General features: G+C 66.2%; 10 protein-coding genes. 7 read left to right on the top strand and 3 right to left on the bottom strand.

Annotated elements, in window-relative coordinates:
• Positions 1 to 25: 25 nt before the first annotated feature.
• Positions 26 to 1,318 (bottom strand): O-acetylhomoserine aminocarboxypropyltransferase/cysteine synthase family protein, encoded by a 1,293-nt coding sequence (locus P1U75_RS15905; RefSeq protein ID WP_300245067.1) that lies wholly within the window; start codon positions 1,316 to 1,318, stop codon positions 26 to 28.
• A gap of 178 nt (positions 1,319 to 1,496) precedes the next feature.
• Between P1U75_RS15905 and P1U75_RS15900 the strand changes: the two genes are divergently transcribed.
• Entirely contained in the window at positions 1,497 to 2,165 is a 669-nt protein-coding gene (locus P1U75_RS15900) for a hypothetical protein (RefSeq protein ID WP_300245066.1), read from the top strand.
• A gap of 121 nt (positions 2,166 to 2,286) precedes the next feature.
• On the opposite strand, the gene P1U75_RS15895 is transcribed toward P1U75_RS15900, so the two are convergent.
• Positions 2,287 to 3,291 (bottom strand): hypothetical protein, encoded by a 1,005-nt coding sequence (locus tag P1U75_RS15895; protein ID WP_300245065.1) that lies wholly within the window; start codon positions 3,289 to 3,291, stop codon positions 2,287 to 2,289.
• Positions 3,292 to 3,410: 119 nt separating this feature from the next.
• On the opposite strand from P1U75_RS15895, the gene P1U75_RS15890 reads away from it, so the two are divergent.
• From P1U75_RS15890 to P1U75_RS15870, 5 genes are all read left to right on the top strand, one after another.
• Complete coding sequence (locus tag P1U75_RS15890; protein ID WP_300245064.1) at positions 3,411 to 4,112, top strand: hypothetical protein; 702 nt, start codon at positions 3,411 to 3,413, stop codon at positions 4,110 to 4,112.
• Positions 4,113 to 4,273: 161 nt separating this feature from the next.
• Positions 4,274 to 5,608 carry an NAD(P)-dependent oxidoreductase gene (locus P1U75_RS15885; protein ID WP_300245062.1) on the top strand — a complete coding sequence of 445 codons (1,335 nt, stop codon included), beginning with the start codon at positions 4,274 to 4,276 and terminating at the stop codon, positions 5,606 to 5,608.
• Positions 5,609 to 5,671: 63 nt separating this feature from the next.
• Positions 5,672 to 6,898, top strand: a complete 1,227-nt coding sequence (locus P1U75_RS15880; protein ID WP_300245061.1) for a glycosyltransferase — start codon at positions 5,672 to 5,674, stop codon at positions 6,896 to 6,898.
• 1 nt (position 6,899) lies between these two features.
• Positions 6,900 to 8,204: an NAD-dependent dihydropyrimidine dehydrogenase subunit PreA gene (gene preA / locus P1U75_RS15875; RefSeq protein ID WP_300245060.1), complete on the top strand. Its 1,305-nt coding sequence runs from the start codon at positions 6,900 to 6,902 to the stop codon at positions 8,202 to 8,204.
• 117 nt (positions 8,205 to 8,321) lie between these two features.
• Positions 8,322 to 9,569 (top strand): MFS transporter, encoded by a 1,248-nt coding sequence (locus P1U75_RS15870; protein WP_300245059.1) that lies wholly within the window; start codon positions 8,322 to 8,324, stop codon positions 9,567 to 9,569.
• Between the two features lie 3 nt (positions 9,570 to 9,572).
• On the opposite strand, the gene P1U75_RS15865 is transcribed toward P1U75_RS15870, so the two are convergent.
• Positions 9,573 to 10,184 carry a TetR family transcriptional regulator C-terminal domain-containing protein gene (locus P1U75_RS15865; RefSeq protein ID WP_300245058.1) on the bottom strand — a complete coding sequence of 204 codons (612 nt, stop codon included), beginning with the start codon at positions 10,182 to 10,184 and terminating at the stop codon, positions 9,573 to 9,575.
• A 178-nt stretch (positions 10,185 to 10,362) separates the two neighbouring features.
• Between P1U75_RS15865 and P1U75_RS15860 the strand changes: the two genes are divergently transcribed.
• On the top strand, positions 10,363 to 11,613 hold the full coding sequence (locus tag P1U75_RS15860) for a Zn-dependent hydrolase (RefSeq protein WP_300245056.1): 1,251 nt from the start codon (positions 10,363 to 10,365) through the stop codon (positions 11,611 to 11,613).
• The last annotated feature ends 44 nt before the right edge of the window (positions 11,614 to 11,657 follow it).

The raw sequence follows: 11,657 nt of genomic DNA, 5'->3' as shown, positions 1-11,657 counted from the left end.
GGGGGGGGCCACGCCTGTGACAGGGTTACGCGCCCGCCTTGGCCAGCGCCTGGTCGAGATCGCGGATCAGGTCGTCGGCGTCCTCTGTCCCGATCGAGATCCGCACCACGCTCGGTCCGGCGCCGGCGGCCTCCTGCTGCTCCGGCGTCAGCTGCCGGTGGGTGGTCGAGGCGGAGTGGATCACCAGTGAGCGGGTATCGCCCAGGTTGGCGACATGGCTGAACAGCTCCAGGCTGTCGACGAACCTGATGCAGGCGTCGTAGCCGCCCTTGAGCGCCACGGTGAACAGCCCGCCGGTGCCCTTGGGATAGAGCCGCTCGGCCCGGTCGTGATAGGGCGAGGAGGCCAGCCCGGCATAGGTCACCGCGTCGATGCGCGGATCGGCCTCGAGCCATTCGGCGACCTTTTGCGCGTTCTCGCAGTGGCGCTGCATGCGCAGGCTCAGGGTCTCGATCCCCATCAGCGTGTAATGCGCCGCCTGCGGGTTCAGCGTCATGCCCAGGTCGCGCAGCCCGACGGCGATTCCGTGGAAGGTGAAGGCCAGCGGTCCGAAGGTTTCGTGGAATTTCAGCCCGTGATAGGCGGGCTCGGGCTGGCTGAGCGAGGGGAACTTGTCGGAGGCCGACCAGTCGAAGGTGCCCGAATCGACGATCGCGCCACCGGTCACGGTGCCGTTGCCGGTGAGGTATTTTGTCATCGAATGCACCACCAGCGTGGCGCCCTGGTCGATCGGGCGGCAGAGATAGGGGGTGGCCGAAGTGTTGTCGATGATCAGCGGAATGCCGGCGGCATCGGTGATTTCGGCCAGTGCCGGGATGTCGGTGACATAGCCGCCCGGGTTGGCGATGGACTCGCCGAAGATGGCGCGGGTGTCCTCATCGACCGCGGCCCTGACCGCGTCGAGATCGTCGAAATCGACGAATTTGGCGGACCAGCCGAAGCGTTTGATGGTTTGGCTGAACTGGGTCAGCGTTCCGCCGTAGAGCCGGGTGGAGGCGACAACGTTCCGCCCTGGCGCCATCAGCGGGAACAGCGCCATGATCTGGGCCGCGTGCCCGGACGAGCAGCAGACCGCGCCGACGCCGCCTTCGAGCGTGGCCATGCGTTCCTGCAGCACCGCGACGGTGGGGTTGGTCAGGCGCGAATAGATATAGCCGACCTCCTGCAGGTTGAAGAGCGCCGCGGCGTGTTCGGCATCGCGGAACACATAGGCGGTCGTCTGGTAGATCGGCGTCTGCCGTGCACCGGTGGCCGGGTCGGGCCGGGCCCCGGCGTGGATCTGCAGCGTGTCGAAGCCGTATTGCGGCGCATCGGTCATGTCGGGCGTCCTCCTGGTGGAAAAAATGTCGCAGCAAGCGATAGGACATCGGCCGGGGTGTGGCAACAGCGTCGGGCGCCGGGGGAGCATTCAGATATCGTTAAACATACTGCGGAAACATGTTGATCTCCCGCAGTGAATCACATACATAGGCAGTATGTATAAAAAGGGACAAATCATGCCAACTCAACTAGACGTCGTTTCGAACAAACCGGCCCGCAAGGGCGCCGGGAAAGTCGGGAAAAATGCGGTCGGAAAAAAACGGGCTGGGAATCCGGCGAAACCCTCGGCCGAACCGGCCGCCGCCGAAAAAGGCGCCCGCCGCAAGGAGCGGATGGAGCGGATCGAGCAGGCCAACAAGATCACCGTGACCCTGCAGACCGAGGTGCGCAAGGTGCTGGCCGCACAGGCCCGGGCCGAGGGCATGGACATGGGCCATTTCATGCAGAAACTGGCCGAATCCCACATCATCGACAGAGCGCCCGAAGGCGATCCGCTGGCTGCACAGTTGACGGCCCGCCGTGGCGTGGTCAACCACGTGGTCAAGTTGGCGCAGGATATGAAGGCCGAGGGCGGCTTTGACGAGCACTTCATCCTGAACGTGCTCAAGCGCGCCCATGCCGATGCCGGGTTCGCCAAGATGTACGGCACCGCGGTGACCGAGGCCGGGGACAATCCGAAGCAGGCCAACCGGACCCGCGTGGCGATGAACCAGCAGTTGGGCCGCCTGATCAAACGTGCCGTCGGCGCCAAGAGCAAGCGCGACGACGCCGGAAAGATCATGCGCGCGCAGGTCAAGGACGAGGTGATCACCTCCTATACCCTGCTGGACAAGCCCGTCGCCTGAGCGGGGTCTGCCGAGCGCAAGAACGGGCCGCCCCGCCGGGGGCGGCCCTTTTTCATTGGATCTATGCCTGGGCCGTCGCGTGGCTGTCATCCCGGGTCCGATCCGGAGGACGACAGGCGGCTCACCGCATCCAGAATCCGTTGGCCTTGATCCGGTTGCGGATCGCCTGTTCCCTGCGCGGCAGGTGATCGCGGTCGAACAGCGCGCGCACCTTGGCCCCGCGCCCCTGATAGACCAGCCGTTTGATCGGCTCGTACCCCTTGAGCACCTTCTTGAGCTTGTTGGGGGCGGCGACCTGTTCCAGCACCTCGATCGCATGGTCGCTTTCGCGGGCATAGAGCAGCGGGAACAGGCGGTAATGGCAGGTTATGTCGCCGTCCAGCAGCCCCGGCGGCAGCGCATCGCGGCCACCGCCAAAGGAATGGATCACCAGTGGCAGCGCGATCTGGTCGAGCCAGGGGTCGAGGGGTTGGCCCGCCAGTTCCACCGGCGGGTCATCGCGGATGCTGCGGGCATAGTCGAGAAAGCGTGCGCCGAATGCGCGCGGGCAGCGGTGGAAGAAGTAGCCGGCGTTGAAATAGAGGTATTTCTTCCAGTATTCGTCGGGCTGGCCGGGGTCGAGGCTGCGCTCGTAATCGAGCCCGAAGCGGTCGTAGAGCGATTTCCAGATCGCGCCGTAGCCGGGGCCGTAGAGGGTGGGTTCGGGCCATGTCCCCTCGCGCCGGAGCGAGGCGCCGGGGCGATCAAAGTCGAACGGCACGCGGGCGAGGTCGCCGGTGATCAGCGTGTCACTGTCGAAAAAGACAAAGGGCTCCCCCTCGGGCAGGGCGGAGAGACACTCGATCTTGTTGCCCTGCGGGTAGGACTGGCCGAAGACATGGGACTCGAAGGGCAGGATCTCGGCGCCCAGCCGGTCGAGCGCATCGAGAACCTCGGCGCTGCGGATCGCCGGGTTGTCCTCCCACAGGGGGCCCGGTTGCGGCACGGCGACGAAAAGCCGGCCCTCGAACCCGGGGGACATTGCGCGCAGCGAGGCGGCGAAAAGCAGCGCCTCGTATTGCAGGCGGCCGGATTGACCGACGATGACGATATTGAATGCTTGGCGCGGGGCCGATTTGTTTGCCATAGTTTTCCTGCCGCAGGGTTTGTCGCGGCGACTGCCTGATGCGGGCACTATAGGGGGCGTGGGACGTTCCCAAAAGCCCGCCATCGAGATTTTGGATCAAGAGGTTTGGGAGAGTGGCAATGCTTGAGTTGTTTCTGGTGATGTTCGCGGTTGCGGTGCAGTCCGCCGAGGGCGAGGAGATGGCCGCTGTGCCCCCGTCGGCGGTCACTGCGCCGGTCGAGGCGGTCGAACAAGAGGTGACCGAGGCGCCGCCAACGTTCCTCTCGCCCGCGGCCACAGCAACCGAGGAGGCGACTTCGGGTGAGGCACCGCCCGCGTTCCTGTCGCCCGGGGCAGGGACGGACACCGCGCAGGCCGAGGCGGCGCCGGTCTTCCTCACGCCGCAGCCCGCCGCCCAGGCCGAGGCCCCGCCGACCTTCCTTGCGCCCTCCGGTCCAGGACTGGTGGCCGAGCCGCAGGTGCCCAGCGGCAAGTTCACCACTGCCACCGAGGTCAAGCCGATCTTCGCGGCGACCAAGGCCAACTGGATCGCGGTGCGGCTCTACGAGGGGGTGGATTACCTCTACGTGACGCAGATCTGGTCCTGGCGTTGCGGACTGGTGCAGATGCGCGTCGGCGTCAACGGTGGGCCGCTGGAGGTCTGGCCGCTGCCGCCTTGCCACGAGGAGTATGCAACGCCCAACGCGGTTCTCGAGGACGACGGAAACCCGTTGCGAATGTATCCGCCCAATTCCATCGCCTACGTCGATGTCGAGGTCACCTTCGACGATCTGAGCACCGATCACGCGCAGTTCACCCGCAGCAGCGTATTGATGCCCTGATCCCGTCGCGCAGGCTGCGGCGGCGCGCCTGACCTGCCCGAAAAACGGGCAGGGCGGCGGCGGAGTCATTTTTTTACCGTTTGGGAAATTTTACCAATTGATAAAAAATATGGATGTGGCACTCTGATGAAAACAAGATCAGGACATCAGGGAGACACCCAATGGCAAACGGCCATCAGGCATCCGGGATCGTGGCGGCGCGCCTGCCGGCTGCGGATATCGCCGACAATTTCAGTGATCTGCATCCCGCCTATGCCCCGCATGAGGCGGCGGTGGCGGCGGACCGCTGTTACTTCTGTTACGACGCGCCGTGCATGACGGCCTGTCCGACCGACATCGACATTCCCCAGTTCATCCGCGAGATCCAGGCCGGCCATCCCGAAAGCGCGGCGCGCACGATCCTGGGCCAGAACATCCTGGGCGGGATGTGCGCGCGGGTCTGTCCGACCGAGACGCTGTGCGAAGAGGTCTGCGTGCGCGAGACCGCCGAGGGCAAGCCGGTGGAGATCGGGCGGCTGCAACGCTATGCCACCGATGCTCTGATGGCCAAGGGCGAACATCCCTTTACCCGCGCCGAGCCGACAGGCAAGCGTGTGGCAGTTGTCGGCGCTGGCCCCGCGGGCCTGTCCTGTGCGCACCGTCTTGCCATGCTGGGCCATGACGTCACCGTCTGCGAGGCCCGGAAAAAACCCGGCGGGCTGAACGAGTTTGGCATCGCCGCCTACAAGAGCACCAATGATTTCGCCGCGCGCGAGGCCGACTGGCTGCTGAAGATCGGCGGCATCACCCTCGAGACCGGCAAGGCGCTGGGCGACGGGGTGACGCTGGACGGGCTCAAGGCCGATCATGACGCGGTGTTCCTTTCCATCGGTCTGGGCGGCGTCAACGCGTTGCGCGCATCGGGCGAGGATCTGCCCGGCGTGCGCGACGCGGTCGATTTCATCGAGGAGCTGCGCCAGGCCGATGACCTGGCCGCGCTGCCGGTCGGGCGCAACGTGGTGGTGATCGGCGGCGGCATGACGGCGGTGGATGCCGCGGTGCAATCGAAGCTTCTCGGCGCGGAAAACGTGACCATCGCCTATCGCCGCAGCCGCGACGCGATGCCGGCGAGCCGGTTCGAACAGGATCTGGCCGCCTCCAGGGGCGTCAAGCTGATGTTCAACGTGATGCCGGTGGCGATCCTCGGCGACGGTGCGGTGACCGGGGTCGAACTGGAATACACCACGGTCGAGGAGGGCAGGGTCAGGGGCACCGGCGAACGGCTGACGCTGGCGGCCGACCAGCTGTTCAAGGCGATTGGCCAGACCCTCGACGGGGCGCCCGACGGCGTGGCGCTGGAGGGCGGCAAGATCGCGGTGACCGGGGCCGGGCGCACCAGCGTGGCGGGCGTCTGGGCCGGCGGCGACTGCGCCAGCGGCGGCGACGATCTGACCGTGACGGCGGTGGCCGAGGGGCGCGACGCGGCGATGGATATCCATGCGGCGCTGACATCGTGATAGGCTGTGGACAGCCTGGGCCGCGCCCGCTGTCCGCATGCCCCCGATTTCGGAGACGACACATTGGACACCCTGTTTCTGACGCTCGGAGCGCCGTTCTACCGCGAGGCGGGTCGCCTTTTCGTCGAGGCGCAGACCGTCAGCGGGCTGAAGGCCTGGCAAGCGGACTTTGACCGGCTCATCGCGGCGTCGATCTGCAAGCCCGGCGCGCCGCCCGCGGGCTGGGTGGATGCGGCGGAGGCGGGAATCACGGGGGCGGAGTTCGAGCTGATGGAATTGCCGGACGGCTATCACCTGCCGACCTATCTGCGGACCCGGGCCGAGGTGGCCCGGCGGATGCGCGACGCGCTGCGCCGAGCCGACTACCGGCTGTTTGCCATCGGCGGCTGGCTGGGCGATTGGGGCGTGTTCGGGGCCCGGCTGGCGCAGGCCGAGGCCATCCCGCACGGCATCTGGTTCGACCGGGTGGAGAGCCAGGTTCTGGCCGGAGCGCATGACGGCAGTCTGAAAGAGCGGCTCAAGGCCTGGATCAAATCCCGTGTCACCGCGCGGCGTGAGGCACAGGTCCTGGCGCATGCCGATATGGCCTTGCTGCACGGGCAGACGGTCTTTGACCGCTTCAGGGGGATGACGCGCCGGCCGGTGCGGGTCGAGGACATTCATCTGGAGGCGTCGGACCGGATTCCCGTGGACCGGCTGGCGCGCAAGCTGGCAGAGGCAGAGCAGGGGCCGCTGGCCCTGGGCTATGTCGGCCGGGCCGATCGCATGAAGGGACCTCTGCTGTGGGTCGAGGCGCTGGCGCGCCTGTCCGAGGCTGGGGTGGATTTTACCGCCGAATGGGCCGGCGACGGGCCGATGCTGGACGAGATGAAGGATCTGGCGCGGGCGCGGGGCATCGGAGACCGGCTGGTCTTCCACGGGTTCGTGTCCGACCGCGACGAGGTGAAGGAGATCCTGCGCCGCGCCCAGGTCCTGCTGTTCTGCCACATGACCGACGAATCGCCGCGCAACCTGATCGAGGCGCTGTTTTCCGCGACGCCGCTGGTCGGCTTCGCCGATACCTATGCCCGCAAGCTGGTCGAAGAACAGGACGCGGGCCTCCTGGTCGAACGCGGCGACGTGGACGGGCTGGTCGCGGCCCTGACCGCACTGGATGGCGACCGCGCGCGGCTCAGCGCGCTGATCGAAAGGGCGGGCCGTTCCGCCCTGCACCTGACCCGGAGCGAGGTCTTCTCGCATCGGGCAAGACTGATAAGAGAAAACCTGAGTTCACCAGCGGGAGACCGATGAAATGGCTGATTTGACGACAGAATTCCTGGGCATCAAGAGCCCCAATCCGTTCTGGCTGGCCTCGGCGCCGCCGACCGACAAGGAATACAACGTGCGCCGCGCCTTTGAGGCCGGCTGGGGCGGCGTGGTGTGGAAGACGCTGGGCTCCGAAGGACCGCCGGTGGTCAACGTGAACGGGCCGCGCTACGGCGCGATCTATGGCGCCGACCGACGGCTGCTGGGGCTCAACAATATCGAGCTGATCACCGACCGGCCGCTGCAGACCAACCTTGAAGAGATTACCCGCGTCAAGCAGGATTACCCGGACCGCGCGCTGATCGTCTCGCTGATGGTGCCCTGCGACGAGGAGAGCTGGAAGGCGATCCTGCCGATGGTCGAGGCGACCGGCGCCGACGGGATCGAGTTGAACTTCGGCTGCCCGCACGGCATGGCCGAGCGCGGCATGGGTTCGGCCGTGGGGCAGGTGCCCGAGTATATCCAGATGGTCACCGAATGGTGCAAACAGTACTATTCCAAGCCGGTGATCGTGAAGCTGACGCCGAACATCACCGACATCCGCAACCCGGCGCGGGCGGCCTTTGCCGGCAATGCCGACGCGGTGTCGCTGATCAACACCATCAACTCGATCACCTCGGTCGATCTGGACGCCCTGGCACCGCAGCCCACGATCGACGGCAAGGGCACCCATGGTGGCTATTGCGGCCCGGCGGTGAAGCCCATCGCGCTGAACATGGTGGCCGAGATCGCCCGCGATCCGGCAACCGCCGGCAAGCCGATCAGCGCCATCGGTGGGGTGACCACCTGGCGCGATGCGGCCGAGTTCATGGTGATGGGGGCGGGCAACGTGCAGGTTTGTACCGCCGCCATGACCTATGGCTTCAAGGTGGTGCAGGAGATGATCTCGGGCTTGAGCCAGTGGATGGACGAGAAAGGCTATGCCGCGACCTCGGATTTCATCGGGCAGGCGGTGCCCAACGTCACCGACTGGCAGTACCTGAACCTGAACTACGTCGCCAAGGCCAAGATCGACCAGGACGCCTGCATCAAGTGCGGCCGCTGCTATGCCGCCTGCGAGGACACCAGCCACCAGGCGATCTGGATGAAGGAGGGCCGGGTGTTCGAGGTCAACGACGCCGAATGCGTGGCCTGCAACCTCTGCGTCGATGTCTGCCCGGTCGAGGAGTGCATCTCGATGGTGCCGATGGCGCCGGGCGCGGTGGACCCGCGCACCGGCAAGGTGGTCGAGGCGGGTTACGCCAACTGGACCACCCACCCCAACAACCCGGCGGCGCAGGCGGCCGAATAGACCGGCCTGACACGGCAAGGACGGGGCGCGCGGAGAAGGGTCCGCGCGCCCTTTGCATTTGCAACCGGCGGCAGGGCAATGCAGGCTGGAACCCGACGCGGCAAAACCCGAACTGGCATGGTCCGACAGATTCTTCCCATCAGCGCACTTCTGCTCGGCTCGGCGCTCTTGCTGTTCGCTGGCGGCATGAACGCGCTGATCCTGCCGATTCGCGGCACGCAGGAGGGCTTTGGCGCCTCGGCGCTGGGTCTGCTCGGGTCCGGCTGGGCGGTGGGCTATGTCCTGGGCTGTGTCTGGATGGCGCGGCTGGTGGGCAAGGTCGGCCATATCCGTGCGTTCAGTGTGACGGCGGCCTTTGCTGCAGTGGCGGTGCTGTTGTCGCTGATATTCCTGACGCCCTGGGCCTGGATTCCGCTGCGCGCGATCTCCGGGTTCTGTTTCGCCGGCGCGGCGATGATCGTGGAAAGCTGGCTGAGCGAACGGGCCGATCCCGCCTCGCGCGGCAAGATCTTCGGGATCTACACGATGGTGAACCTTACCGCCTCGACCGCCGGGCAGATGGTGCTGACACTGGGCGATACCCGCGGGTTCCTGTTCTTCGTGCTGCCGGCGATCTTCTACTGCCTGGCGCTGGTGCCGACGGCGATGTCCTCGACCATCACGCCGCGGCCGCTGGCCAGCGCGAAGCTGGATCTGCGGGTGCTGTGGCGCAATTCGCCGGTGGCGGTCTTCGCGGTGTTCTGCGTCGGCATTTCCAACGGCGCCTTCGGCACGCTTTCGGCGGTCTATGCCGACCGGGTCGGGCTGGTCCTGACCTCGGTCGCGTTGTTTGCAAGCCTGCCGGTACTGGCCGGTGCGCTGGCGCAGGTGCCGATCGGCATTCTGTCGGACCGGGTCGACCGGCGGCTGGTGCTGGTGGCGGTGGCGGTCCTGGGGCTGGCGACCGACCTGGCCTTCATCCTGCTGCGCCCCGAGGACCGGGCGATCAACCTCAGTCTGGCGGCGCTGTTCGGGGCGATGATCTACTCGATGTATCCGATCATCATCGCCCATGCCAACGACCACGCGCCCGAGGGCACCTTCATCCAGGTCAGCGGCGGGCTGCTGATGGTGTTCGGGCTCGGTTCGATCATCGGGCCGGTGGTGGCGGGATTCGGCATGTCGGCGTTGAGCGAGGCCGGGCTGTTTCTGACATCGGCGGGGGCGCACGGGCTGATCGTGCTGTTCACCCTCCTGCGTATCCGCAAACGCGCGCCGCTGACGGAAGAGGAAAAGACCAGTTTCGTGGCGACACCCACCGGCCGCGCCGCCACCCCCGAAACCGCGGTGCTGGCCGTGGGCGAGGACGAGGCGGCGCGCGGCTGAGCCTCAGGCCGGGCTGAGCAGCCGACGGTAAAGCGTTTCCATGAATTCCGGCGCGGCGGCGAACGGATCTTCGTCGCCCAGAACCGCACGCACCTGCACGTCGAAATCGGCGTAATGCTGGGTCAACGACCAGATCGAGAAGATCAGGTGATAGGGATGCACCCGCGCGATCCGGCCAGCATCGGACCAGGCCGCGATCACCGAAGCCTTTTCATCGACCAGCGCCTTGAGGTCACTCGACAGCACGGCATGGATGCGCGGCGCGCCCTGCACGATCTCGTTGGCGAACAGCCGGCTTTCGCGCGGCAGGTCGCGGGCCATCTGAAGCTTGCGGCGCATGTAGTCGAGGATTTCCTCCAGCGGGTCGCCCGCCGGGTCAAGCGCGCGCAGCGGATCGAGCCAGGTGTCGAGAAGCTGTTCCAGCAGGGCGGCATGGATCGCCTCTTTCGACGGGAAATAATACAGCAGGTTGGGTTTGCTCAGCCCGGCGGCGGCGGCGATCTCGTCCACCGTGGCGCCGCGAAACCCCTGGGAAGAGAACACCTCGAGCGCGGCATCAAGGATGGCGGCCCGGTTTTTCTGCTGGATTCGGGTCGGGGCGCGGGCCTCCGTCATCGGGCGCAATCTCCGCTGTTTTCGGCTGCCTGTTTTTTCGTCCACGCCCAAATTATGGGCGGCAATTGCGCGCCAAGTCTCGTCAATTTCTTGACTGGCGCGACGTCCGTGATAGCGTGAGTTTGACCTTTTGGTCAAATCAAACATGAAGACAAAAAAGACTGGGAAAGTGAGAGCCATGACAGCTCCGGCGCAAAACCTCAAAATCGACGGCGACCGACTGTGGGACAGCCTGATGGAAATGGCCAAGATCGGCCCGGGTGTGGCCGGTGGCAACAACCGCCAGACCCTGACCGACGAAGATGCCGAGGGGCGCGCGCTGTTCCAAAAATGGTGCGAGGCGGCGGGCTGCACCATGGGCCTTGACCAGATGGGCAATATGTTCGCGCGTCGCGAGGGCTCAGACCCCGAGGCGCTGCCGGTCTATGTGGGCAGCCACCTTGATACCCAGCCGACCGGCGGCAAGTACGACGGTGTCCTGGGCGTGCTGGGCGGGCTGGAGATCATCCGCAGCCTCAACGACATGAACATCAAGACCAGACATCCCATCGTGGTCACCAACTGGACCAACGAAGAGGGTACGCGGTACGCCCCGGCGATGCTGGCCTCGGGCGTGTTCGCCGGCATGCACACCCAGGACTGGGCCTATGAGCGGGAAGACGCCGAGGGCAAGACCTTCGGCGACGAACTGGCGCGGATCGGCTGGAAGGGCGAGGAAGAGGTTGGCGCGCGCAAGATGAAGGCCTTTTTCGAGTTGCATATCGAACAGGGCCCTATCCTGGAGGCCGAGGGCAAGGAGATCGGCGTCGTCACCCACGGCCAGGGGCTGAGCTGGACCCAGGTGACGGTAACCGGCAAGGATTCCCATACCGGTTCGACCCCGATGCCGATGCGCAAGAACGCCGGTCTGGGCATGGCGCGGATTCTGGAAAAGGTCGATGAGATCGCCTGGTCCCACGCGCCCAATGCGGTGGGGGCGGCGGGTCATATCGACGTCTATCCCAACTCGCGCAACGTGATCCCGGGCAAGGTGGTGTTCACGGTGGATTTCCGCAGCCCGGAACCGGCCGTGATCCTGGACATGGAAGAGCGCCTGAAGGTTGCGGCGAAAGAGATCTGCGACGAGATGGGGCTGGGGGTCGAACTGGAGAAGGTCGGCGGCTTTGACCCTGTGGCCTTCGATCCCGATTGCGTGCAGGCGGTGCGCAGCGCCGCCGCGCGGCTGGGCTATTCGCACCGCGATCTGATCTCGGGGGCCGGTCATGACGCCTGCTGGATCAACCGGGTGGCGCCCACCGCGATGGTGATGTGCCCCTGTGTCGACGGGCTGAGCCACAACGAGGCCGAGGAGATCAGCCGCGACTGGGCCGCCGCCGGGGCCAACGTGCTGTTTCACGCGGTGGTGGAGACGGCCGGGATCGTGGAGTGAAGCGGGCGCTTCGGGGGCTCTGCCCCCGGACCCCCGGAGTTTAT

Source organism: Antarcticimicrobium sp., from assembly GCF_029212575.1.
GTDB lineage: Bacteria > Pseudomonadota > Alphaproteobacteria > Rhodobacterales > Rhodobacteraceae > Antarcticimicrobium.
This window is presented reverse-complemented; position numbering and strand designations above follow the sequence as displayed.